Here is a 22,756-nt window from a genome sequence, read left to right on the forward strand (position 1 = left end):
GTACCTGATACCGGATTCAAAGACTAGAATAAAAACAGGCCGTGTCGAGACGGCTGCGCTGCGCCCGGATAGGGGGAGCGATCATGCGTTGTGGAATCGTTGGTCTATGCGCTGGCGTGGCGGGCGTATGTGTGTTGTCTGGCTGCGTCTATTACGGTCCTTATTCGTATTATCCGGGAGCCGGTGGCTATTACGCCTGCACCAGCGCCACTGCCACTGGCCCCGCGCAAGCATCGTCTGGCAATGCGCCTGTGCCGGCGAGCGGTACGGCGGCCGCGAATGCGGCGCCAAACGACTTGCCGTTGTCGGGACAGAATTGCACGTACGTCGCGGTACCTGCGCCTGCTTATTACGGCTATCCCGGGTATTACGGTTATCCGGGCTATTACGGTTATCCCGGCTATTACGGCTATCCCTATGGCTATTCATGGCCCGGCTACTACGGATGGTGGGGACCGTCAGTGGTGATCGGAGGCTACTGGGGCGGTGGCTATGGCCATGGCGGCTATTACGGCTACTGGCACGGAGGACATGGCGGGCACGGGCATTGAGCAGCCAGCACGCCAGCCAACTACGAAAACGTCTCCGGATAAAGATCCTCGCTCATGTCGAGATTGCCAGTCTGCGCGTAGATCAGCGGGTCGCCGTCCGCGCCGGCTAGCGCGCCATCGACGACGCACCCAACTATCAGCCGATGATCTCCCGCCTCGATGTCGCCGGTCACCCGGCAGTCGAAATGCGCGAGCGCATCGAGCAGCAGCGGCGCGCCGGTCACGCCGGTACGCCAGCGAGCCACCGCGAGCTTGTCGACGGCTCGGCCCGACTGCGTGCCGAAGTGCTCGGCGAGCTTCTGTTGATCCGCGCGCAACACGCTGATCGCGAACACCGCGCCGCTGCGCAGGAGTTCGTACGATTCATGCTCGGGACTGATGCCGAGCGCGATCAGCAATGGTGCAAACGAAACCTGCATCACCGAGCTTGCGGTGAACGCATTGCGGCGCTCGCCGTCCGCTACGCCGATCACATATACACCCGCAGTCAAATGCCGGAAAAGCTGCGCGATCCAATTGCTCATAGGGCCTTCTGGATAAAATTTCGTCGCGTGTTGCATGCCTGTGCGCCTGCTCCCGAAGATGCAAAACATAAATATTGAATTGATATAAACATATCGAAATAGAATGATTCTCAGCGCGGTTGTTCGTCGCCAAGATCGGCAGGTGGGGCGTCTGTTTCGGCTTCACATCGGAGAAGGCTTTTTCGAAGCGGTAGAAACGGCCCTCGTGATCGAACGGCCGCTCTTCGGTCCAGGCCCGCGGAAGCAGACGTGACGCGGTGCACGCCTGTGGGACGAATTCAGGCTATCACCGGCTTATGCAAACGATAAATGTTCGGGGCGACCAAAAGCTTTGCACCAAGCGAGTGCGGCCGGCGACCTGAACATCAGTATCGCCCTGCGGCCCGGCGACACGAACAGCCTGATGGCGTCGCTGAAAGCCATGTGCGACGCCCTGGTGCGGGTCGTGTCAGAGGTGCGCGAGAACGCCGAAGGTGTCGCGACTGCGAGTGCGCAGATCGCACAAGGCAATCTGGATCTGTCGAGTCGCACGGAGCAACAGGCGGCGTCGCTCGAAGAAACGGCTTCCAGCATGGAGGAACTGACTGCGGCGGTCCGCCACAACACGGACAATGCAACCCAGGCTGCCACGCTCGCGGGTACCGCCTCGAGCGTCGCGCAACATGGCGGCGAGATCGTCGGGCGCGTGGTCGACACAATGCGTGACATCTCCACCAGCTCGGCCACGATGTCCGAGATTATCGGCGTCATCGAAGGCATCGCCTTCCAGACCAACATCCTCGCGCTGAACGCAGCGGTCGAAGCGGCCCGCGCGGGAGAACAGGGGCGGGGCTTCGCTGTCGTTGCGGGCGAAGTCCGCACGCTCGCGCAGCGCAGTGCGACTGCCGCGAAGGAAATCAAGGAGTTGATCTCGGACTCTGTCAGCCGGGTGGAGGCAGGCTCGATGCTCGTCGAAGAAGCGGGCGGTGCGATCAAGGAAATCGTGCAGTCAGTGAAGCGCGTGACCGACATCGTGGGCGAAATCTCGTCGGCATCGAGCGAGCAAAGCACCGGTATCGAACAGGTCAATCAGGCAGTCAACCAGATGGACCAGGTCACACAGCAAAACGCTGCGCTTGTCGAAGAGGCGTCGGCGGCAGCCCAGACAATGGCCCGGCAAGCGGAAAGCCTGCGCAAGACGGTCGCTTTTTTCAAGGTCGATGGCGAGAAGGCTGCTTCATCGCGAGCGACGACGCAAGCGGCAGTACCGCAACGGACGGCCCTGAACCGCGCCCGGTCCTCTGCTGTAACACCGGCAAAGGTTGCGAGGAGACCAGTCCCCTCTTCAGAAGGTCCGGTAGTCGTCGCCGCCGCGACTGAGACGGACTGGCAGAAATTCTGAGCGATTCCGACCGGTTCCGGGTGCTGGATGACGTCGATTCATACCGTCGGCGCGTGCCAGCCCCGCGGGAGTCGAGCGGGCGAAGATCCGCGATACACGTGCGCCGGATGGCTATCAATTCGCCGCGGCGACTGCCTCAGGCACGCAGGCAGCGTGGATGATCAACGGTGCAGCCAGGGCGTGTGATTGTAGACGCAGACACCCGTGCCCGCCGGTCAAGCGGGTTCGAGGAAATAGCGTGATGCGCGACTGCACTCGACGTGCAGCGCCTTGAATGTCGTCTCGCCGTCTCCGCGCACTGGCCATCGCCGATCTCGTCTCGCGCCGCTCCGACATGCAGCGCGTGACGGGCAGATGCGCAGCGGTGAGATTCGATTAACGGTAACTCGTGAGATCGTAATCAAAACTATGGGATCAAACGCTCCGCTCAATGTCTCGACAATGGTTGTGAACTCGTTGGAGTCCGTCGGAATAGACCACGTGTTCCTGGTCCCGGGAAAACTGATCTATCCGCTGCTGGACGCAATCGACAACTCCCCTTTGACTCGCGGAATCGTCGGCGCTCATGAGACTGGCAGTGCTTTCATGGCCGATGGCTATGCCCGCGCCAGCCGGAAATTCGGCGTCTGCGCAGGGATTTCCGGCCCAGGCACGATGAATTTCGTTCCCGGCATGGCAGCCGCTCACGCAGACCGGATTCCGATGCTCTATATTGCCGGCGGGATCTCGTCGCATGCGGAAGGCAAAGGGGCGTTCCAGGATGCCACGCCCGGAGGCATTTTTGAAAGCGGCGTGGTCAGAAGTCTGGTGACGGATATCGTCGAGCTAAAGAACAAGGAAAATACTCAGGCCGAGATGCGTCGTGCGATCGAAGGGTTGAACTGGATGCGTCGAGCGCAGTCATTCATCAGTATCCCCGTAGACGTTCAAAAGCAGGATGTCCTGCCCGGTCAGGACGTGGCACGGCAACCCTACGCTCACCGCGAATTTAACGCATGCGAAGTGCCCGCGAACCGCGCCGCTCTGGATGCGCTGTGCGATCAGTATCTGTTTCAGTCGAAGAGAGTCGCGTTTCTGGTCGGAAGTCGTGGCAATGATGCGGAAACTGCAAAGCTTCTTCTCGAGGTTGCCGAAGGCTTTCACATTCCAGTCGCAACGACACTATCGGGAAAAGGTGCATTTCCCGAGCAACATGCCCTTGCACTGGGTGTGTACGGATTTTCAAGTCATTCGCGCGCTGCACGGGTGATCAACTCCGACGAACTTGATGTACTAGTCGTGTTTGGTAGCGACCTGAACCAGCGAGACAGCATGAACTGGAGCAGGAGGCTGACAGGGGGGAAGGAGCTATTCATCTTTGATGACAGCTTCGATTCACCGGCGATGGGGCACATTTCGCGTCAAGGAATCTTCTCCGGAATTTCCGCGAGCTTCCGGTTGCTGGCCCAGAAAGCCGCGGACGACCCTCCCGGGCTGCCGCAAGCACTGCAAAGAAGAAAGGGGTGGATTGCCGAGATCAACGAGACCCCCCTGTACGACCACCGGTTCGAGCAGTTAGGAGCCCGAGTTTCCAGCGGCGACGAAGCGCTATATCCTGGAGACGTAGTTAAGCACTTGTGCCGGATGCTGCCGAAGGACAGCAACGTCGTGGTGGATTCCGGAGCCCACCGCATCTTCATGGCCCATTACTGGCTGTCGTCAGGTAAGGGCAACTACTTTTCGTCGAGCTCGCTCGCCCCGATGGGCTGGGCCATCGCAGCCGGAATCGGCGTCAAGCTTGCAGCCCCAGAACGCCCGTGTGTCGTGGTGACCGGCGATGGGTGCATGATGATGCACGGCATGGAGATTCAGACCGCGGCTCGATACCGAGTCAAGGTGATCTATGTGGTTCTGAACAACGCCGCACATGGCGCAATCCATATCGACGCTATCAGGAGTGGTTCGATTTCAGAGCAGTTCACCAAATTGCCCTGTCATAGCTGGTCGGCTTTTGCATCGTCGATCGGTGTGGCCGCGCGCGCGGTTGAGCGCATCGACGAGCTTGATGGTGTATTGAGTGAAGCTTGTCAATATGACGGCCCCTTTCTGATCGAAGTCATCACCGGAGTTTTTCCCGCGCCGAACCGGTACTATGCAGAAGCCGAAGCCTGTCCGTGAGATTCCATCCTTCAACGCGACAAAGCCACCGCATTGAACGCCGCGCCGCGGTTGTCAACGAAATGTCATTCGAACCGCCTAAGTTTAGACGTTCGGGCCGATGGCAAGGCTCGACGCGGCGATGGCACGCCGGGCCTGCGGAATGCGCAAGAGAGGGATCGCGGCGCGTAGCTTGCTGCAACCATTGAATCGGTCAGTCAATCTCGTGGAGGCAAACCATGCTGTTAAAACGCGGAATTGCAGTTCTTGCCGTTGCTCTACCGCTCGCGGCCGCGCAAGCGCAAACCGTCGACATCACCGGGGCGGGCAGCACTTTTGCGGCCCCGATCTATAACAAGTGGGCTGACGCCTACCATAAGGCGGGAGGCGGCAAGGTCAACTACCAAGGCATCGGTTCGGCGGGCGGCATCAAGCAGATCATCGCGAAGACCGTTGATTTCGCAGGTTCCGATGCGCCGATGAAGGACGACGAACTGGCGAAGACTGGCCTGTTCCAATTCCCGACCGTGGTCGGCGGCGTCGTGCCGGTCGTGAACCTGCCCGGCGTGAAGCCGGGTCAACTCATTCTGTCGGGTGCCGTGCTTGGCGACATCTATCTGAACAAGATCAAGAAATGGAACGATCCGGCGATCGCCGCGCTGAATCCGGGTATGAAGCTGCCAGATACGGACATCGCCGTGGTGCGCCGCGCCGACGGTTCGGGCACGAGCTTCATCTGGACGAACTTTCTGTCGAAGGTGAACCCGGAGTGGAAGTCGAAGATCGGCGAAGGCACGACGGTGAACTGGCCGACCGGTACGGGCGGCAAGGGCAATGACGGCGTTGCCGCGTTCGTGCAACGCCTGCCGGGCGCGGTCGGTTACGTCGAGTGGGCATATGCGAAGCAAAACAACATGATCTACACCAGCCTGAAGAATTCGGCCGGTATCGTGGTTGCGCCGAAGACCGAAACCTTCAAGGCGGCCGCCTCGGGCGCGGACTGGAAGACGTCCTTCTACCAGATCCTGACGAACGAGCCCGGCAAGGACGCGTGGCCGGTCGTCGGCGCGACCTTCGTGCTGCTGCATGCGACGCAGGACAAGCCGGCGCAAGGCGCGGCAACGCTGAAGTTCTTCGACTGGGCGTTCAAGAACGGCGAGCAGGCTGCCAGCGATCTCGACTACATTTCGCTGCCGGATTCGGTCGTGTCGGAAATCCGCGCGCAATGGAAGACCAAGGTCAAGGACGCGTCGGGAAAACCGGTGTTTCAGTGAAGGCCTCGATGCCACCCGCCTCAAATAGCTTGTAATCGATCATGGACGAAGTCAATTGACGCAGGTCAATTGACTGACGCATAGAGGTGGGTAACGTGTGTGTGACGGTCCTTTATCACCGCACGCTCATCACACGCCACGCCACGCTACGGCACGCTCGCGATGTACCATGTCTGCGTGAAATCTCGCGCTGGATATCGTGGAGTACATCATGGGAAGCGCATGGAAACGCCGCTTCAAACTGTTTATCCAGCGTTTCTGGCAGCCAACCAGCGCGTGCATGACCTGTATGCCGGGGAGCTGGGGCAACATCATGAGCCTCACGCACTGGGCGATCGCATTCAAAACCGGGCTGCTCACCGGTGTGCTCGCCCTGCTGCTCACCTTCACGCCGGCGGCGAAGTGGTACGGGAATCGCTATAGCAACGCACTGCTCGTCGGTTGCCTGACCGCTATCGGCGATGCCTACTCTCATTTCAGCCAGTACCGCTTTCATGTTCTCGAACACGTCGCGACGGGGGTCATGTCAGGCCTGTTCGCGCTCGCTGCGTCGTACCTGTTCGAGGACCGCGCGCGCCGCGTACGCGCGGCGTGGTCGCGCTTGTTCGGATAATAAGACTTCGATCTCGAACATCGTGAGACCTCACGATCAGTGTTGCGCGTGACACGTTCGTGCCCGGATACATCGCGGTGAATTGTTCGCGTCAGTGCGGTGACGAAAGCAGTTTGAAGCGCTTCCACAGCTTCTTCAATGTCTGATGATCGGCAGCGACGCGTGACGCGAGGAAGCCGCGTGCGAAGGCCGCGCCCGAGGCGGCTTCCGGCGACGTTTTCAACAACGACTTCAGAAGCTGGTCGGCGACGACGGCATCGTTGCGCCAGCCGAGATCATCCTGAAGCGCGGTGAGCGCGTCGACATAATGGCGAACGGCCTGCTTCGGGCAGAGCGACGCAAAGAACTCGGTGGCGTATCGAACTTTTTTCGCCGCGATGCGGGCGCGGTGACGACGGTGATCGTCCAGATCGGCCAAACCCTTGCCCCGTTTGATCAGTTTCTTGTGCCGACGACGCAGGACATCGGCGGCGAATGACTTCACCGGGCCGCTGATTGCGTTGCGCTGTTCGTCGGACATCTCATCTCGCCAACCTTTGCGGTTCACCCAAAGCGCGAACTGGAGCGCGAGCCGCGTGTAGCGAACCGACTCGACCGCGGCAGCCGCGCGCTGCCGGTTGTTGACGGCAATCTGCTCGCACGCCTCTCTGACGGGCCGGATCTCGTCCGCATTGCCGTCGGCGCCGGCATGGTCGAGCGTCGATCCCGCAAGCACTTCCCAGTCGCGCGCGCCACCGAGTTCCGAGGCAATCCAGCGCAACTCCTCGTCGAATCCGGACGAGGCGGGGATGACCTTCGCAAACAGGTCGAGAGCCGAACGCAAGCGACGAAGTCCCACGCGCATCTGATGGACGCTCGATGGATCGTGGCCCGACACGACGCCCCGTTCATTCGCGTGGACCTGGTCCAGACAGTTGCGCACAATCACGCAGAACGCATCCTCGACCGAATCGCGTTTGTTCAGTCGCACTGGTTGCGCTTTCACCGCCTCGCTGTGCTCGTCAATGAGCAGTGCATACCCGACATCTGCCTTGCTGCGATGATCGATACGCAGCGGCACAGTTTCGAGCATTTCCAGCGCGACGCGGTACAGCACATCCGGATTGCCCTGTTTCAGTTCCAGTTCCACCGCGGCGATCTGCACTGATCCCGAATCCGCCTCGACGCTTCCTTCGTCGAGAGCAAGCTCGAGTTCGTCTCCGGACGGCTGGCGCAGCACAAACGCTGACCGGTTGATCCGCGTGACGAACACCGGCTTCAGTTGGGCCGCAACGGTCTCGTCGCGAATCAGCTTTCCGCAGTCGCTGTCGTCGGGGATCTGGTCGTACAGCAGCGTCAGATCGGGCGCGTCGCTATTCACGGGCATCTCGAACTCGTCCCGCTCGAACAACCCCGCCTTGGCCGATCCTTCGCGCTTCAGCGTCTGGATTTTGTCGTTGCCGACGGTGCGCACGCGCAGCGAAGCCCCGCACCAGTGAAATGAAAAATCGGGCGTGTCGAAATAGGTGCTCGTCAGCAGGTGAGGCGTTCCCGCTGTGGCTTCTGATTGCGCAAGCATCGACGCGTTACGCAATTTGCCGAGATCTTCATTCGCAACGCGCAGCTTCAGTTCCCGTTCCATGATGCCTCCGAAATGAGCACCAGACTGTCAGACTACACCGGATTGGCTGGAGCGCGTCACGGCCGATCGTCCCCAGTGGCCTCAGATAAAAGTCGTACACGGAAAAAGTGGATGAGACGGTGGACGAGCCTGGCGCGAATGCCTGAACACGTTGGGACATCTTGATTAGGAAATGATCATTTCCTATAATCGCCGTATGACTACACGCAACCATGCTGCCAGACAGCCACGTGCTCCAGGTCGTCCACGCGAATTCGACATGGACGTCGCGCTGGACGGCGCAATCCAGATTTTTCGCGAGCGCGGTTATCAAGGGACGTCTCTTGGCGACCTTGGGTCCGCGATGGGGCTCACGGCCGGCAGTATCTACAAGGCGTTCGCCGATAAGCGAGCGGTATTCCTTGCCGCGCTCGAGCGCTACATCCACCTACGAAACGGCCAGTTGCAGAGTCTGCTCGACGCGGAGCAGACCGGCCGCGACAAGGTACGGGCCATTCTGCGGTTTTATGCTGAGTCTGCAATTGGCGAAGAGGGCAAGCGAGGCTGTCTCGTAGTCGGAAGTGCAGTCGACCTGCTGGCCTTCGATGATGAGGTCGCGAGTCATGTGGTCGCGTCTTTGCAGCGAACGGAGCGTCTGTTGTGTCGTTTGATCCGAGTGGGCCAGACAGACGGTTCGATCGCGTCCGCCGTGGATCCGGACGCTACCGGCCGCGCACTGCTGAGTCTGACGCAAGGTTTGAGAGTCGTCGGCAAAGTCGGGCGATCCCGGGCACACATGATGGCGGCGGCGGATCAGGCCATGCGTCTGCTGGACTAAGCACAGCAAGACATAGCATCGCATGACCTCCGCGTGCCGGTCACCCTATTAGGAAACGTCCATTTCCTAACATCATCCGCCAATGAGAAAAGCCGCTCAACGGTGTCATTCCCCAACCCAGAGGAGTTTCGTTCGTGAAAACACATCACTCGCCGGTGCCATCAGGGAGTTCCGGAATCGTAAGCACGTTGCCAGTAGCAAGACCCGTTGCGGGGCTAGCAGGATTCGAGCACAAGTTCGCGACCGTCGACGGACTGAGGCTGCACTACGTCACCGGTGGAAACCCACAGGGCGACGTGGTCGTGTTGCTCGCGGGCTTTCCCGAGAGCTGGTTCGCCTGGTGCAAAGTGATGGGACTGCTTGCAAAGACCTACCGAGTCGTCGCACCGGACCTTCCCGGACAAGGTGATTCGGATCGTCCGATGGACGGCTACGACACACAAACCCTTGCGAGCCATGTTCACGGTTTGCTCCAGCAACTGGGGATGACCCGGTACTTTCTTGCAGCACACGACATTGGAGCGTGGGTGGCTTTTCCTTACGCCGTAATGTTCGGCGACGAGGTCCGGCGACTCGCGCTGCTGGATGCGGGGATCCCCGGCGTGACGTTGCCTGATGCGTTGCCGAGCGCGCCCGAGCGTGCATGGCGCACCTGGCATTTCGCATTTCACGGGCTACCGGACCTGCCGGAAGTGCTGCTCGCCGGCAAGGAACGTGAATACCTCGACTGGTTTTTGCGGCGAAAGGCGGCCAATCCCGATACTTTCACTGACGCCGATATCGATGAATATCTACGCATTCTCAAGAAAGACGGCGGCTTACGCGCGGGCCTTGCGTATTACCGGGCCGCGCATGTGTCCGCCCAACAGAATGCAGAACTGAAGCAACGAGGCATGCTCGACCTGCCACTGCTGACGCTCGGTTCCGATCAAGGTTCCATCGCCGATATGGCAACACCTTTGAGAGCCTTTTTCACCGACGTCCAAGGCCGCACCATCAGTCACTGCGGGCACTTCATTCCAGAAGAACAACCGCGCGCGGTCGCCGACGAACTCACCGCGTTCTTTGGAAGTGCAGAGGGGTAACGGGGCTACGTGGGCGCAAGATGCCGCGCATGGCTCAGGCGATGGGGGCGTGCTGTAGGACGATCCATGCGGACCACACAAGCAACGCAATGCCGAGCGGCTTGCCGATGGACCTGCCCCAGCGGAAATTCTTCTCGGCCGACATGATCGCGCCCAGCGCCAGCATCCAGCCGACGCTGCCAGTGCCGACCGCGAACATCAGCAGCATCAGGGCCCAACAGCAGCCGATGCAGAAAGCGCCGTGACTGATGCCGAGCGCAAAGCTCTCGCGGCGCGCGCTCCTGCCGCGCCAATGCTCGGTGATGAACATCAGCGGCGAGCGGCATTTGTCGAGACATCGGTGCTTGAGGCTGCTGAACTGATAAAGGCCCGCGAGCGCGACGATCGCGGCGCCGATCAGCCAGCCGTTTGCAAGCAAGCTCGCAGACTGGTCCGCGACCAGATGGAGCGCCGCGTCGAAGCCGTGCGCGAGCACGCCGAACAGCGCCCACATCGTCGCATAACCGACGATCAGAAGCGCCATCAGCGTGCGCCGGTTTGCGCGCGCGACGGTCATCCGCCGGAAGGTGTCGAAGAGCGGGAAGGCGGTCGGCAGCATCATCGCCGCGATCATCAGCAGCCATGCGACGCTGTGCAGCAATGCCGCAATCGTGAGGCTCGCGCCGGGCACCTCACGGCATATCGCGCCGACGAGCGGCAGTTCGGCCCAACTCGCATGACGCAGAAAACGCGCATAGGGCCCCGCGTCCCATATCCATAACGCGATCCACGCGCTGCCCGTCAATGCGACGAAGAGCGGCGCGAACAGCCGCGAGCGTGCGAGCATCTTCACGACGCGAAGCTGAACGATCCCTGAATGGCGTTATGTCCGGTCAAGGCGAGGTCGAGATCGAGCTTTTCGTGCCGCAGGCGGAATGCGTTCGCCTTGCCGACGAAAGCAGGGGAGCCGGGTATCGTCGAAAAGATGCTTTCGACCAGTTTGGTCGGCTCGCCGGTCGGGCCGCGATAGGGCTCCAACTCGGCCTCGATGGCTTCGCCGACTTTCATCCTGCCCTTGCCGTCGACGACCGCGTATTCGATCGGCGCGCGTTCCACGGACACGACTTCGCCGATCAACTGCACGAGATCCGCGAGGGGGCCACCGCGCTCGCCACGGTGCACGCTAACCAGGGCGTCGAATTGCGCGTCGCTCGCGCGCTCGTCGACGAACATCGCGACGCGCCAGCCGCCTTTGAGCACGTTGCCGGGAATGAACGCCGCGAACGCGATCGTCAGGCCCGATACATCGACGCCGTCGATCATGCCTTGCTCGTAGTGGTATGCAAGCGCGCTGCGGCAAACGCCGTTATCGGGATCTTCCCCGATCCAGCACGGACACAGCACCTTGCATTCACACACTTCGAGGATGCTGCCCATCAGTTGATAGCTCATTCACGCCTCCGCTGCCGGTTGGATCCGGCCGGGAAGAACATCGCCGGACATCCTCTGTTGTAGCCGTTAAGCGGGCAGGAATCAAAGTGTTCGGGGCACTGCGAATGATTGAAGCGGCTTACACAGTCGGTGCTTTTGCGGTACAGGAGGGGGGCGCGGAGTCAGATTGGCGGTCCTGAAGCGCGTGGCGCATCGACGATTTTCGCGCGCAACTCTTATATAAGACATAAGACATTTGACCTTGGATGGGTATTGCAATTAAAATCGCGATCGAAGCAGTGCCCGGCACAGCTTGGAGTGCCTTAAAAGCCTTTCCCTGAAACGCAAATACCAGCAGGTCCCCCATGCTTGAAAATTTTCGTGCTCACGTGGCCGCACGCGCCGCGCTCGGTATTCCTCCCCTGCCGCTGACGGCTCAGCAGACCGCCGAGCTGGTCGAACTCCTGACGAACCCGCCCGCTGGCGAAGAGCAGACGCTGCTCGACCTGATCACCAACCGCGTGCCCGCCGGTGTGGACGAAGCCGCCCGCGTGAAGGCAGGCTTCCTCGCCGCCGTGGCCAACGGCCAGACCGCCTGCGCGCTGATCTCGCGCGCCCGTGCCACCGAACTGCTCGGCACGATGCTGGGCGGCTACAACATCCAGCCGCTGATCGAACTGCTGTCCGACGCCGAAGTGGGCACCGTGGCCGCCGACGCGCTGAAGAAAACCCTGCTGATGTTCGACCAGTTCCACGACGTCAAGGAACTGGCCGACAAGGGCAACGCCAATGCGAAGGCCGTGATGCAGAGCTGGGCCGACGCCGAATGGTTCACGAGCCGTCCGGAAGTGCCGCAAAGCCTGACCATCACCGTCTTCAAGGTGACGGGCGAAACCAATACCGACGACCTGTCGCCGGCCCCGGATGCGACCACCCGTCCGGACATCCCGCTGCACGCACTGGCAATGCTGAAGAACGCGCGTCCCGGTATCACCCCGGAAGAGGACGGCAAGCGCGGCCCGGTCAAGTTCATCGAGTCGCTGAAGGAAAAGGGCCACCTGGTCGCGTACGTGGGCGACGTGGTCGGCACCGGCTCCTCGCGCAAGTCGGCCACCAACTCGGTGCTGTGGTTCACGGGCGAAGACATCCCGTTCATCCCGAACAAGCGCTTCGGCGGCGTGTGCCTCGGCGGCAAGATCGCCCCGATCTTCTACAACACGATGGAAGACGCCGGCGCTCTGCCGATCGAACTCGACGTGTCGCAGATGGAAATGGGCGACGTGGTCGAACTGCGCCCGTACGAAGGCAAAGCCCTGAAGAACGGCGCAGTGATCGCCGAGTTCCAGGTCAAGTCCGACGTGCTGTTCGATGAAGTGCGCGCCGGCGGCCGCATTCCGCTGATCATCGGCCGCGGCCTGACCGCCAAGGCACGCGAAGCGCTGGGCCTCGCCCCGTCGACGCTGTTCCGCCTGCCGCAGCAGCCCGCCAACAGCGGCAAGGGCTTCTCGCTGGCGCAGAAGATGGTCGGCCGCGCTTGCGGTCTGCCGGAAGGCCAGGGCGTCCGTCCGGGCACGTACTGCGAACCGAAGATGACCTCGGTCGGCTCGCAGGACACCACGGGCCCGATGACCCGCGACGAACTGAAGGACCTGGCGTGCCTCGGCTTCTCGGCCGATCTCGTCATGCAGTCGTTCTGCCACACCGCCGCTTATCCGAAGCCGGTGGACGTCAAGACCCACCAGACGCTGCCGAACTTCATCAGCAACCGTGGCGGCATCGCGCTGCGCCCGGGCGACGGCGTGATCCACTCGTGGCTGAACCGCATGCTGTTGCCCGACACCGTGGGCACCGGCGGCGACTCGCACACGCGCTTCCCGATCGGCATCAGCTTCCCGGCCGGTTCGGGTCTGGTCGCCTTCGCGGCCGCCACCGGCACGATGCCGCTGGACATGCCGGAATCGGTGCTGGTCCGCTTCAAGGGCAAGATGCAGCCGGGCGTGACCCTGCGTGACCTCGTCAACGCAATCCCGCTGTACGCGATCAAGCAAGGCACGCTGACGGTTGCCAAGCAAGGCAAGAAGAACATCTTCTCCGGCCGCATTCTCGAAATCGAAGGGCTGCCCGATCTGAAGGTCGAGCAAGCGTTCGAACTGTCGGATGCTTCCGCCGAGCGCTCGGCCGCCGGTTGCACGGTGCACCTGAACAAGGAACCGATCGTCGAATACCTGAACAGCAACGTCACGCTGCTGAAGTGGATGATCGCCCAGGGCTACCAGGATCCGCGCAGCCTGCAGCGCCGCATCAAGGCGATGGAGCAGTGGCTGGCCGACCCGCAACTGCTGTCGCCGGATGCCGACGCCGAATACGCAGCCGTCATCGAGATCGATCTCGCCGACATCCACGAGCCGATCGTGGCCTGCCCGAACGATCCGGACGACGTGAAGACGCTGTCCGACGTAGCCGGCGCGAAGATCGACGAAGTGTTCATCGGCTCGTGCATGACCAACATCGGTCACTTCCGCGCCGCGTCGAAGCTGCTGGAAGGTAAGCGCGACATTCCGGTCAAGCTGTGGGTGGCCCCGCCGACCAAGATGGACCAGAAGCAGCTGACCGAGGAAGGCCATTACGGCGTCTTCGGCACGGCTGGTGCGCGTACCGAAATGCCGGGCTGCTCGCTGTGCATGGGCAATCAGGCGCAGGTGCGCGAAGGCGCGACGGTCATGTCGACGTCGACCCGTAACTTCCCGAACCGCCTCGGCAAGAACACGAACGTGTACCTCGGCTCGGCGGAACTGGCGGCGATCTGCTCACGCCTCGGCAAGATCCCGACCAAGGAAGAGTACATGGCCGACATGAGCGTGCTCAACGCTAACGGCGACAAGATCTATCAATACATGAACTTCGACCAGATCGAGGACTTCAAGGAAGTCGCCGACGCGGTGACGATGTAAGTGTGCTGTCGGACTACGGCGTGTGGTTCGCGTCGTAGCGCCACGAAATGGCGCCGTGGGCTGAATGCCTGCGGCGCCATTTTTTTGCGGCGTTCGAGTCGAGGTCCGAGCTCAGGGACTGGCGATAGCCGATCCGCATCGCAAGACAAACCCCGCGACCTGGTCCAACGCGTATCGGGCGCTTGCAAGCTCGTCGGTCGAGCGCTGGAACACGTGATGGAGTCCCTCGTAGATTTCCAACTGCACCGTGTTTCCCCGCTGCGCAGCGGCAGCCGCGTAGCGCCGGGCGTCGTCGAGCAGCAGTTCATCCGTACCGACCTGAATGGCGATCGGCGGCAGATGTGCGGGAACGTGGTACAGCGGCGACGCGCGTCGGTCCGCGGGATCGGCTGACCCAAGGTACGCGGCGGCGGCATCGGCGAGTATGGGCCGCGTCAAGACCGGGTCGCGGGTCTCCTCACTGCGCGACGACGGGCCCGTCAACGCAAGATCGAGCCACGGCGAAAAAGTGGCCACACAAGTAACGTTCATCGACCGGCCTCCGTCAGCGCCCAGCGCCGCAAGCGCGAGCCCGCCGCCTGCCGAGTCGCCAACCGGCGCGATGTCGCGAATGCCTGACCGTGCCATCCACCGCAACGCTTCGATCACGGCATCGTATGCGGCGGGAAACGGATGCTCGGGCGCAAGCGGATAGTCGAGAACGAAGGTGTCGATGCCGGCACGCACGGCGATCTGACTCGCCAGGCCGCGATAAGCGGTGGCAGACCCGAGTACGAACGCGCCTCCGTGCAGAAAGAGGATCGCGCGGCCGGCCACGGCGGATTCGGGTCGAATCCACCAACCCTTTACGTCGGCGCTCTCGACTCTTTCAAGATCGACGCCATCCGCTATAGGCGTTTGCGCCGTCATCGCGTCGTAGGCCTCACGCGAGGCTCCGCCGAATTCCGCAAAGAGTCGCTGAGTACGGTCGAGCACCGATATCGCCGCCTCGCGGTCGTCGTCACGCAAGGGGTGCCGCATCTCGATCAGGTTGGTCTGCTGTACGACGCTCATCATTTGCTCCTTTGTTAGTGGTGGTCGATGGGCAGACGATATCGATTCCGCCCAGCGTCCAGAAGAAGGCCGAACGGAATACAATCAATTCCATTCTGGAAGTTTTGGGAGGCAAGGAGTGGACCGTCTGGATGCACTCAAACTTTTCGTCCGCATCGTCGAGAGCGGGAGTTTCGCTGCGGCGGCGCGCGAAATAGGCGTGGGCCAGCCCGCCGTCAGCAAGCAGATCGCGTCGCTCGAACGCCATCTTGGCGCGCAACTGGTCAGGCGCACGTCGCGCAGCATGACGCTGACCGAGACAGGACAATCGGTCTATGAAGCGGGTTTGCGCATCATTGGCGATTTCACGGAGCTCGAATCGTCCGTCGGGCGCGGTCAGGTTTCGCCAGCCGGGATGGTCCGGGTCACCGTGGCGCCGGTTTTTGGCCGGCTGTATGTGGTGCCGCGCCTGCCGGCATTTTTCGCCAGGTATCCGAACGTGTCCGTGGACCTGTCGGCAACGGAGCGAACCGTCAATCTGGTCGAGGAGGGTTTCGACCTTTCGATCAAAAGCGGGCGGCTTGCCGACTCTTCGATGATTGCAAGGCAGCTGGCATCGAGCCCAGTCGTTGTCGTCGCAACGCCGGATTACCTCGAAAAACACGGGCGCCCCGAACGGCCACAGGATCTCGCCCGACATGCCTGCGTCGTTTTCGCGCCGCTTCGCGAGCCGCGGGCGTGGCGCTTCGAAAACGTCGACGGTCCCGGCTTGCACGTTCCGTCCGGCAATTTTCACACCGGCGACGCGGAACAGATTCGCGCTGCCGTGCTCGCCCATATGGGACTGGTTCAAGCGCCGGCGTGGCTCTTTGCGCCGGAGATCGCGAGCGGTGCGGTCGTCAGCCTGTTGCCGGATTTCGCGCCGGCGCCGATGCCCATCCACGCCGTTCATCCTGCCGGGCGACGGTTGCCGACCAAGACCCGCGCATTTATCGATTTCGTTTCGGAAATTCTCACGTCTGATCCCGGTCCGGCCTTTGTCCCGGTCAGGACCTAGCGAGTATTCCGCCGACACCGGATCATGCCGAACAGGGATCGCGGTCCGGCCTTACCGCGCCGCAGCCAATCCCCGGTCGACAAGGCACTTGGCCCGTCCGACAATGCTTGGCGAAACACGGTCGAACCGGCTGCGATCCAAGCGTCTTTTTCCAATGCGGCGTGGGTCCCAGGTGGTCGTCCGCGATTTTTTTGACGCCCCCCTGTCCGTCAGCATGCGGCCCGCGCGTCATTGTGATGGCGGCCGATGCAATTCATCCGCCTCAACCCCATGACGGAGGCTCAAATGGAATACCTGTTGATGATCTACTCGGAAGAAAACGGCTGGAACAAGATGACCGACAGCGAGCGGCAGCAAGGCGTTGCCGCCTATCACGCGTACACCGAATCGTTGAAGAAAGCGGGGGCTCTGGTGGGGGCCAACCGGCTGCAACACACGAACACGGCTACCACGGTGCGGCTCGTCGACGGCAAGCCGCAGGTGCTCGATGGACCGTATTCCGATTCGAAGGAGCAACTCGCCGGCTACTACCTGATCGACGTGCCGAACCTCGACGCGGCGATGTCGTGGGCGTCGCGTTGTCCCGGCGCGGCGCACGGCGTCATGGAGGTGCGCCCGGTCTGGACCGCCCCTTACGAGGCACCCACTGCATGAGTGCGTCCGGCGGCGCCCCTGGCGATGACGGCGCCGCGCGTTCGATTGCCGAGGCGGTCGCTCGCCGCAGCTACGGCAAGCTCGTCGCGCTGCTGGCAATGCGCACGCGCGACGTCGCCGCAGCCGAGGACGCGCTCGCCGACGCATTCGCGGCCGCGCTCGCGGACTGGCCGGAGCACGGCTGTCCCGCGAGTCCTGAAGCGTGGCTGATGACGGTTGCGCGCCGCCGGGCGATCGACGGCGCGCGTCGCCGCCAGGTCGGCGACGACGTGGCGAACCAGCTGATGATCCTCGCCGACGAGATCGACGAGAGTGAGGCAGGCGCGTTGCCCGACCGGCGGCTTGCGCTGCTGTTCGCGTGCACGCACCCTGCGCTAGAGGCCGCGATTCGGACGCCGCTGATGCTGCAAGTGGTGTTGGGGCTGGAAGCGAAGACGATTGCGTCGGCGTTCCTGATGTCGCCCGCCGCGATGAGCAAACGTCTCGTGCGGGCGAAGACCAAGATCCGCGAAGCGGGCATTCCGTTCAGCGTGCCCGAGCGCGAGGAGCTGCCGGGCCGGCTCGACGCGGTGCTCGAAGCGGTCTATGCGGCGTATGCGGAAGGTTGGACGGACCCGGTCGGCGGGGATACCGAGCGACGCGACCTCGCGGACGAGGCGCTGTATCTCGCGCAACTGCTCGTCGAGTTGCTTCCCGACGAACCGGAGACGTTGGGCCTGCTCGCGCTGATGCTGTTTGCACAGGCGCGACGTGATGCGCGACGCGATGCGGCTGGCGACTACGTGCCGCTGTCGGCCCAGGACCCTGCAACGTGGAACGCGCCGATGATCGACGCGGCGAACGCACTGCTGCGGCGCGCGAACGCGCTCAACGCAATCGGGCGCTTTCAGCTCGAGGCCGCGCTGCAGTCGGCGCATGTGGATCGCTGCCGGACGCGTCGCCCGAACTGGGACGAAATCGTGCAGATCTACGATGGGCTGTTCGCCATTGTGGCGTCGCCGGTGGTCGCCGTGAACCGTGCGCTTGCCGTGGCCGAACGCGACGGCCCGCAGGCGGCGCTCGACGCACTTGCGCCGTATGCGGACGACCCGCGGCTGGCCGACTACCAGCCCTACTGGGCCGCACGCGCCAATCTGCTCGCGCGCGCCGGCGCGGCTGCGCAAGCACTCGACGCGTACGATCTGGCAATCGGCCTTGAGCGTGATCCGGCCGTGCGTCGGTTTCTGCAGCGCAAGCGAATGGAGCTTGCATCGACGAGCAGTTAGCGGAGCGGGTTGCGTTTGCCTGCTTCGTCAGGTCGGGCATGGCGGCTTTGCCCCGACAGGCCTGCGCCTAGACCTCACCGCTCCGGCTGCAACAGCCCCCAGCTCACGAGAATCGCCTGGATGCTGCGCGCGTAGGCGTCGCGCTCGTGCGGCGATTCCGAGTGATACGCTCCGATTGCGCGCCATGTGTTGCCGTATCGCACCATCTTCTGCTTGAGCAGCCAGGCGGCCACGAAGATATTCACGCACGGGTCCGTGAGCGCGCGGTGCGGAATGCCCCGGCTCTCGAGTTCCGGAAAGTGGATCGAATTGATCTGCAATTGGCCCACGTCGATCGAACCGTTGGCGTTGCGGTTGATGGCGGTCGCGTCGCCTTTCGATTCGCGCCATGCCACGGCGCGCAGCACGTGCGGATTGACACCCTGGTAAGCGCCGGCCTTGTCGAAGCAATCGTCGGCGGACGGGGCCGCTTGCGCGGCCGAATTGCCGAGCGCCAGCAGCGCCGCCCAGGCGCATATGGCCCACGACCGCAAAGGGCGGAAGGCGTTGGTCTTGTGCTGGTCCACGGGTCGGAGCTCCAGGCCCTGCTTTACTGCGCCAGCGCGGAATCGAGCTGCCGCTCGATGTCCTTGAGATAGGTGCGCGACGCATCGGAGACGACGAGGCGCGGCGTCGGCATCGCGCAGCGGCAATCGTGCTGGTGCGTCTTCTTCTTGTTGTGCGACGTCGAGCGCGGCGCGGAAAGGTCGTCGTCGTCGCCGGTCGAGGGCGGCAGCATGGCGAGCGTGGGCAGCGGCGGGTAGACCTTGTCCGCAGAGGCTGTGGTGGCAGCGGTGGCAGTGCTGGCCGCAGTTGCAGGCGCGCTGGCAGCGGGCTGGCCCGCCCAGGTGGCCGAACTTAAGCATAGCGATGCCGCGGCGAAAGCAATCAGGCGCATCGTGTCAGCTCCCCGCATGCAGCGGCTGGATCGAGACGCTGTACGTCTGGTTCGCGCCGGTCGTAAGGTTTTCGAGCGTGGGTTTGAGCCCCTGCTGCGGCACGCCCCGCCAGATCGCCTGGTTGATGTACTTGAAGTCCTGGCCCAGCGCCGTTACGCGGATCACAGTGGGCTGCTTTTGCGCGGCAGCGAGCGCACCCGCCTTGGCGAGGACCGTAGTCAGTTGCGGATCGCGCGCGCCGAGTGCATCGGCGGGAATGTCGAACTTCATGATGACGTCCGACACCGCAGGTTTCTCGGCTTGAGCCGTATTGGGCTGCTGCAGTTGTGCGCAGCCTGTTACAAACATTACGGCAAGTAAGAGCACAACGCGCGTCACGTCGGGGTCTCCAAAGTTTCGTAGCGATGTACGCGTTTTCGGCTTGGGATGCTGAGACTTGATACCTGGCGGCAAACGTTTGCGAAAAAGAAAGAGTTCGCTCTCGCGGCGCCGCTTCCCGGAAAGTTGCTGCGTGCCCCTCCGTCTTCGAGCAAAGAACTTCTTGCCCTGTCGGGTACAGCCACAGCGATTGCTACGCGTAGGCTCGTCGGGACGCCATCGACGTGACGCCCCAACCCGGCAAACCGACTCACGCATACCGCGCGAGAAACATATCCGCCGCCGCCTCCGCGATGCGCTTCTGCTCCTTGGCATCGAGCGGCACTTGCCCCATCGCCACTTGCGGCCAGAAGGCAAAAGCCTTCACGAGCCCCTGCAACTGCAGTGCCGCGAAGACGGGGTCATCGGTCTTGATGCGGCCGTCCGCGGCGGCCGCCCGGACCCACGCCGTCAGATCCTCCTCGCGTTCCCCCATGCGAGCGACCATGTCCCGCGCGCGCTCCGGTGAATGTATGCCAGCCGCGATCGCCACCCGGGCAAGCGACAAAAAGGACTCGTCGTGAAGCAGCCGCAGCTTGCGCTTCAGCAGATCGAGCAACTGCGCGCGCAACGGTTGGTCAGCACGATAAGAGGGTGCATCGCCGTCATGGCTCGCGTCCCACAGCTGATGGAGAATCGCCGCGAAAAGTGCTTCCTTGCTCGGGAAATGGTTATAGACCGTGCGCTTCGAGACGTTCGCGCGGGCGGCGATACGGTCCATGCTGGTAGCGTCGTAGCCGGCCGCGAGGAATTCCTCGATCGCGGCAGCGACGATCGCGACGCGCTTTCGGTCAGTCAGACGTTGGGGGCGGGCACAGGATTCCATCCAACGATTTTACACTGAGCAGTTTACTTTTCTTTGAGATAATCTACACTGCCGAGTGTACATTTTCTTCGGAAGGTCAACTTCATGACGTCGCTTCCCGCCCTGGTCCGCCGAATGCTCGGCGTGAACGCCGCACAACGCAGCCGCGCGAGGTTCAGCCTCTCGCCGCAGCATGACGGCGAGCGCTTTCGCAACGTCAAGCCGCGTCCGGCGGAAAGCCTGCGCAAAACGCTCGGCCTCGCGTGGACGGTGCTGTTCAACAAGCCGCGCGGCACCGTGCCGGCCGACGCGTTACCGGTCGAAACGCTGACGCGCGCGCAACTCGACGCGGCGCCCGACCGCAGCCTGTACCGGCTCGGTCATTCGACGATGCTGCTGAAGTTGCGCGGCAAGTTCTGGCTGACCGATCCCGTGTTCGCCGAGCGGGCGTCTCCGTTCCGCAATCTCGGTCCGAAGCGCTTTCATGCGCCGCCGATCTCACTCCACGATTTGCCGCCGCTGCGCGGCGTGATCCTGTCGCACGATCACTACGACCATCTCGACCGCGAAACCGTGCTGATACTGGCGCAGCGTACCGAGGTGTTTTTGACGCCGCTTGGGGTCGGCGACCGGCTCATCGAATGGGGTATCGACGCGGCAAAGGTTCGGCAGTTCGACTGGTGGCAGGGCACGGAGCTCGAGGGCATCGAGTTCACCGCGACGCCCGCGCAGCACTTCTCCGGGCGCAGCCTGTTCGACGGCAACCGGACGTTGTGGGCGTCGTGGGTGATCGTCGATCACGATTTGCGCGTGTTTTTCAGCGGCGACACCGGTTACTTCGAGGGTTTCAGCGCGATCGGCGAGCGCCTCGGACCATTCGACGTCACGTTGATCGAGACCGGCGCGTACGACGCGATGTGGCCATACGTCCATATGCAGCCCGAAGAAACCGTGCAGGCGCATATCGACCTGCGCGGCCGCTGGCTCGTGCCGATCCATAACGGCACCTTCGACCTCGCGATGCATCGCTGGCAGGAGCCGTTCGAAAGGGTGACGGGGCTGGCGCTCGCGCGCGGCGTCGCGCTGTCGACACCGCGCATGGGCGAGCGGCTCGATCTGACCGCGGTGCATCGCGGCGAACGCTGGTGGCGCGACGTTGCGCAAACCGTCGCTGCGCCGAAGGCGTCGTGGCGGATGTGCGCGTCGCGTGGAGTTCGGGAAGGGGAGTCGTCCTGAGATCGTTGGCACGGCCACGTTTTTCGGCGGTGGTCGGCATCCGTCACAAGTGCTGATTGCTGGCCTGAATCGTCCGGCCGTATTTGGACGGCCGGTCCGCATGACGCCCGCAACCGTCGATCTGCGGGTTAATTCTTCAGGTCGGCGAGAATGCGTTCCGCGAGAAAATCGCACACAGGCCGTTTCGAAGCGGCACTTCGCGCCAGCACGACTTCAAGCGTGCCGATTTCCGGCAGGCCGTTCGCGGTTCCCAGCAGCGAGAAGTGAGCCGGTACCGCGCACTTGGCCAAAGGAGTCACCGCGAGTCCGGCCTCGGCCATCGTCAGCAGACCCAGCAGACTCGGACTTTCATACGAGGTTCGATAGGTGATGCGCGCGCGCTCCAGGCTCCGGATGGCTTTCTCCCGCGCGACGCTGCCGGGCAAAAACACGGCGATGGGCAAGGGCCTTTCACGCCAGATCTCGGTCGCGCCTGGCGCGGCGGCCCAGACCATCGGTTCGTGACGCAGGAACTCGCCGTGCAATCCTTTCACGCGCGTCGCGCAGACGAGATCGACCGTGCCGTCCTTCAACATGGGCTCGAGAGCGACGCTTGGCAGGCCCACTACCTGAATCTCCACCTTCGGATAGGTCGCCGAAAATTTCTTGAGGATCGGCGGGAACAGTGACGTCGCATAGTCGTCAGGCACGCCGATCACCACGCGTCCGGTCACGTCGGGCCGTACCACCGCTGCCCACGCTTCGTCGCGCAGGGCGACCATCCGTCGCGCGTAGGTCAACAGCATTTCGCCGTCCTGCGTCGGCACCACGCTGCGAGGCTTGCGCACGAAAAGCGCCTTGCCGAGCGCCGTCTCGAGCGTCTTGATCTGCATGCTCACCGCCGATTGCGAACGATGCACGACCTGCGCCGCGCGACTGATCGTGCCGGCGTCCGCGACCGCGATGATCATGGACAGCACGTCCAGATCAAGCGCTTTCATTTCCGTTGC

Annotated in this window: 21 protein-coding genes and 2 pseudogenes; 12 read left to right on the plus strand and 11 right to left on the minus strand. The window is 62.7% G+C overall.

Translation table 11 applies throughout. The features are described from left to right. The first annotated feature begins 83 nt into the window (after nucleotides 1–83). Nucleotides 84–551: a hypothetical protein gene (locus F6X40_RS04495; protein WP_187626957.1), complete on the plus strand. Its 468-nt coding sequence runs from the start codon at nucleotides 84–86 to the stop codon at nucleotides 549–551. A 20-nt stretch (nucleotides 552–571) separates the two neighbouring features. Here F6X40_RS04495 and F6X40_RS04500 read toward each other — a convergent pair whose 3' ends face one another. Continuing rightward, the gene (locus tag F6X40_RS04500; RefSeq protein WP_187626958.1) at nucleotides 572–1,075 is read right to left on the minus strand and encodes a flavin reductase family protein; all 504 of its coding nucleotides are present in this window, start codon (nucleotides 1,073–1,075) and stop codon (nucleotides 572–574) included. Nucleotides 1,076–1,208: 133 nt separating this feature from the next. Further along, a pseudogene (locus F6X40_RS42125) lies at nucleotides 1,209–1,322 on the minus strand (alkanesulfonate monooxygenase); the annotation flags it as partial. Between the two features lie 93 nt (nucleotides 1,323–1,415). Between F6X40_RS42125 and F6X40_RS04505 the strand changes: the two are divergent. From F6X40_RS04505 to F6X40_RS04520, 4 genes and pseudogenes are all read left to right on the plus strand, one after another. Then, nucleotides 1,416–2,456: pseudogene (locus F6X40_RS04505) on the plus strand (methyl-accepting chemotaxis protein); the annotation flags it as partial. Between the two features lie 441 nt (nucleotides 2,457–2,897). Beyond that, complete coding sequence (locus F6X40_RS04510) at nucleotides 2,898–4,613, plus strand: thiamine pyrophosphate-binding protein (protein ID WP_262421365.1); 1,716 nt, start codon at nucleotides 2,898–2,900, stop codon at nucleotides 4,611–4,613. A gap of 218 nt (nucleotides 4,614–4,831) precedes the next feature. Further along, nucleotides 4,832–5,866 (plus strand): phosphate ABC transporter substrate-binding protein PstS, encoded by a 1,035-nt coding sequence (gene pstS, locus F6X40_RS04515; RefSeq protein WP_187626959.1) that lies wholly within the window; start codon nucleotides 4,832–4,834, stop codon nucleotides 5,864–5,866. 211 nt (nucleotides 5,867–6,077) lie between these two features. Beyond that, nucleotides 6,078–6,479: a hypothetical protein gene (locus F6X40_RS04520; protein ID WP_187626960.1), complete on the plus strand. Its 402-nt coding sequence runs from the start codon at nucleotides 6,078–6,080 to the stop codon at nucleotides 6,477–6,479. A 91-nt stretch (nucleotides 6,480–6,570) separates the two neighbouring features. Here F6X40_RS04520 and F6X40_RS04525 read toward each other — a convergent pair whose 3' ends face one another. Continuing rightward, nucleotides 6,571–8,100 carry a CHAD domain-containing protein gene (locus F6X40_RS04525; RefSeq protein ID WP_187626961.1) on the minus strand — a complete coding sequence of 510 codons (1,530 nt, stop codon included), beginning with the start codon at nucleotides 8,098–8,100 and terminating at the stop codon, nucleotides 6,571–6,573. A 259-nt stretch (nucleotides 8,101–8,359) separates the two neighbouring features. On the opposite strand from F6X40_RS04525, the gene F6X40_RS04530 reads away from it, so the two are divergent. After that, complete coding sequence (locus tag F6X40_RS04530) at nucleotides 8,360–8,917, plus strand: TetR/AcrR family transcriptional regulator (protein ID WP_184069571.1); 558 nt, start codon at nucleotides 8,360–8,362, stop codon at nucleotides 8,915–8,917. 134 nt (nucleotides 8,918–9,051) lie between these two features. Continuing rightward, on the plus strand, nucleotides 9,052–10,002 hold the full coding sequence (locus tag F6X40_RS04535) for an alpha/beta fold hydrolase (protein ID WP_187626962.1): 951 nt from the start codon (nucleotides 9,052–9,054) through the stop codon (nucleotides 10,000–10,002). A gap of 34 nt (nucleotides 10,003–10,036) precedes the next feature. Here the strand turns inward: F6X40_RS04535 and F6X40_RS04540 are convergent, their stop codons facing one another. Both F6X40_RS04540 and F6X40_RS04545 read right to left on the minus strand, forming a co-directional pair. Beyond that, complete coding sequence (locus F6X40_RS04540; protein ID WP_187626987.1) at nucleotides 10,037–10,828, minus strand: DUF2182 domain-containing protein; 792 nt, start codon at nucleotides 10,826–10,828, stop codon at nucleotides 10,037–10,039. A gap of 2 nt (nucleotides 10,829–10,830) precedes the next feature. Then, the gene (locus tag F6X40_RS04545) at nucleotides 10,831–11,433 is read right to left on the minus strand and encodes a DUF1326 domain-containing protein (protein WP_184069575.1); all 603 of its coding nucleotides are present in this window, start codon (nucleotides 11,431–11,433) and stop codon (nucleotides 10,831–10,833) included. A 344-nt stretch (nucleotides 11,434–11,777) separates the two neighbouring features. Between F6X40_RS04545 and acnB the strand changes: the two genes are divergently transcribed. Beyond that, nucleotides 11,778–14,363 (plus strand): bifunctional aconitate hydratase 2/2-methylisocitrate dehydratase, encoded by a 2,586-nt coding sequence (acnB, locus tag F6X40_RS04550; protein WP_187626963.1) that lies wholly within the window; start codon nucleotides 11,778–11,780, stop codon nucleotides 14,361–14,363. Between the two features lie 111 nt (nucleotides 14,364–14,474). On the opposite strand, the gene F6X40_RS04555 is transcribed toward acnB, so the two are convergent. Next, a complete protein-coding gene (locus F6X40_RS04555; RefSeq protein WP_187626964.1) occupies nucleotides 14,475–15,419 on the minus strand; it encodes an alpha/beta hydrolase fold domain-containing protein in 945 nt (314 codons plus the stop codon). On the opposite strand from F6X40_RS04555, the gene F6X40_RS04560 reads away from it, so the two are divergent. The 3 genes from F6X40_RS04560 to F6X40_RS04570 all read left to right on the plus strand — a co-directional run bounded on the left by F6X40_RS04560 (nucleotide 15,394) and on the right by F6X40_RS04570 (nucleotide 18,371). Then, entirely contained in the window at nucleotides 15,394–16,452 is a 1,059-nt protein-coding gene (locus F6X40_RS04560) for a LysR family transcriptional regulator (RefSeq protein ID WP_262421366.1), read from the plus strand. The two genes, F6X40_RS04555 and F6X40_RS04560, sit on opposite strands and share 26 nt — an antisense overlap. A gap of 285 nt (nucleotides 16,453–16,737) precedes the next feature. After that, the gene (locus F6X40_RS04565; RefSeq protein ID WP_018422516.1) at nucleotides 16,738–17,106 is read left to right on the plus strand and encodes a YciI family protein; all 369 of its coding nucleotides are present in this window, start codon (nucleotides 16,738–16,740) and stop codon (nucleotides 17,104–17,106) included. Next, nucleotides 17,103–18,371 (plus strand): RNA polymerase sigma factor, encoded by a 1,269-nt coding sequence (locus F6X40_RS04570; protein WP_187626965.1) that lies wholly within the window; start codon nucleotides 17,103–17,105, stop codon nucleotides 18,369–18,371. The genes F6X40_RS04565 and F6X40_RS04570 overlap by 4 nt, the downstream gene beginning before the upstream one ends. Nucleotides 18,372–18,445: 74 nt before the next feature. On the opposite strand, the gene F6X40_RS04575 is transcribed toward F6X40_RS04570, so the two are convergent. The 4 genes from F6X40_RS04575 to F6X40_RS04590 form a co-directional block, all read right to left on the minus strand. Next, entirely contained in the window at nucleotides 18,446–18,937 is a 492-nt protein-coding gene (locus F6X40_RS04575) for a lytic transglycosylase domain-containing protein (protein WP_187626966.1), read from the minus strand. A 23-nt stretch (nucleotides 18,938–18,960) separates the two neighbouring features. Continuing rightward, nucleotides 18,961–19,308 carry a hypothetical protein gene (locus F6X40_RS04580; RefSeq protein WP_187626967.1) on the minus strand — a complete coding sequence of 116 codons (348 nt, stop codon included), beginning with the start codon at nucleotides 19,306–19,308 and terminating at the stop codon, nucleotides 18,961–18,963. Between the two features lie 4 nt (nucleotides 19,309–19,312). Continuing rightward, nucleotides 19,313–19,687: a hypothetical protein gene (locus F6X40_RS04585; protein WP_184067907.1), complete on the minus strand. Its 375-nt coding sequence runs from the start codon at nucleotides 19,685–19,687 to the stop codon at nucleotides 19,313–19,315. Between the two features lie 250 nt (nucleotides 19,688–19,937). After that, complete coding sequence (locus F6X40_RS04590) at nucleotides 19,938–20,552, minus strand: TetR/AcrR family transcriptional regulator (RefSeq protein WP_187626968.1); 615 nt, start codon at nucleotides 20,550–20,552, stop codon at nucleotides 19,938–19,940. Between the two features lie 84 nt (nucleotides 20,553–20,636). Here F6X40_RS04590 and F6X40_RS04595 point away from each other — a divergent pair, with 84 nt between their 5' ends. After that, a complete protein-coding gene (locus tag F6X40_RS04595; protein ID WP_187626969.1) occupies nucleotides 20,637–21,767 on the plus strand; it encodes an MBL fold metallo-hydrolase in 1,131 nt (376 codons plus the stop codon). A gap of 128 nt (nucleotides 21,768–21,895) precedes the next feature. Here the strand turns inward: F6X40_RS04595 and F6X40_RS04600 are convergent, their stop codons facing one another. Beyond that, nucleotides 21,896–22,747, minus strand: coding sequence for a LysR substrate-binding domain-containing protein (locus F6X40_RS04600; RefSeq protein WP_187626970.1), 852 nt, complete (start codon nucleotides 22,745–22,747; stop codon nucleotides 21,896–21,898). Nucleotides 22,748–22,756: the final 9 nt, after the last annotated feature.

The organism is Paraburkholderia sp. UCT31, assembly GCF_014397655.1.
In the GTDB taxonomy this organism is placed as follows: Bacteria; Pseudomonadota; Gammaproteobacteria; order Burkholderiales; family Burkholderiaceae; genus Paraburkholderia; species Paraburkholderia tuberum.

Bases quoted from the DNA above. Each gene is read 5' to 3' on its own strand.
- pstS (WP_187626959.1), top strand. From the start codon at position 4,832: ATGCTGTTAAAACGCGGAATTGCAGTTCTTGCCGTTGCTCTACCGCTC.
- F6X40_RS04590 (WP_187626968.1), bottom strand. From the start codon at position 20,552: ATGGAATCCTGTGCCCGCCCCCAACGTCTGACTGACCGAAAGCGCGTC.
- F6X40_RS04520 (WP_187626960.1), top strand. From the start codon at position 6,078: ATGGGAAGCGCATGGAAACGCCGCTTCAAACTGTTTATCCAGCGTTTC.
- F6X40_RS04510 (WP_262421365.1), top strand. From the start codon at position 2,898: ATGGTTGTGAACTCGTTGGAGTCCGTCGGAATAGACCACGTGTTCCTG.
- acnB (WP_187626963.1), top strand. From the start codon at position 11,778: ATGCTTGAAAATTTTCGTGCTCACGTGGCCGCACGCGCCGCGCTCGGT.
- F6X40_RS04545 (WP_184069575.1), bottom strand. From the start codon at position 11,433: ATGAGCTATCAACTGATGGGCAGCATCCTCGAAGTGTGTGAATGCAAG.
- F6X40_RS04580 (WP_187626967.1), bottom strand. From the start codon at position 19,308: ATGCGCCTGATTGCTTTCGCCGCGGCATCGCTATGCTTAAGTTCGGCC.
- F6X40_RS04540 (WP_187626987.1), bottom strand. From the start codon at position 10,828: ATGCTCGCACGCTCGCGGCTGTTCGCGCCGCTCTTCGTCGCATTGACG.
- F6X40_RS04525 (WP_187626961.1), bottom strand. From the start codon at position 8,100: ATGGAACGGGAACTGAAGCTGCGCGTTGCGAATGAAGATCTCGGCAAA.
- F6X40_RS04495 (WP_187626957.1), top strand. From the start codon at position 84: ATGCGTTGTGGAATCGTTGGTCTATGCGCTGGCGTGGCGGGCGTATGT.
- F6X40_RS04555 (WP_187626964.1), bottom strand. From the start codon at position 15,419: ATGATGAGCGTCGTACAGCAGACCAACCTGATCGAGATGCGGCACCCC.
- F6X40_RS04595 (WP_187626969.1), top strand. From the start codon at position 20,637: ATGACGTCGCTTCCCGCCCTGGTCCGCCGAATGCTCGGCGTGAACGCC.
- F6X40_RS04530 (WP_184069571.1), top strand. From the start codon at position 8,360: ATGGACGTCGCGCTGGACGGCGCAATCCAGATTTTTCGCGAGCGCGGT.
- F6X40_RS04570 (WP_187626965.1), top strand. From the start codon at position 17,103: ATGAGTGCGTCCGGCGGCGCCCCTGGCGATGACGGCGCCGCGCGTTCG.
- F6X40_RS04565 (WP_018422516.1), top strand. From the start codon at position 16,738: ATGGAATACCTGTTGATGATCTACTCGGAAGAAAACGGCTGGAACAAG.
- F6X40_RS04600 (WP_187626970.1), bottom strand. From the start codon at position 22,747: ATGAAAGCGCTTGATCTGGACGTGCTGTCCATGATCATCGCGGTCGCG.
- F6X40_RS04500 (WP_187626958.1), bottom strand. From the start codon at position 1,075: ATGAGCAATTGGATCGCGCAGCTTTTCCGGCATTTGACTGCGGGTGTA.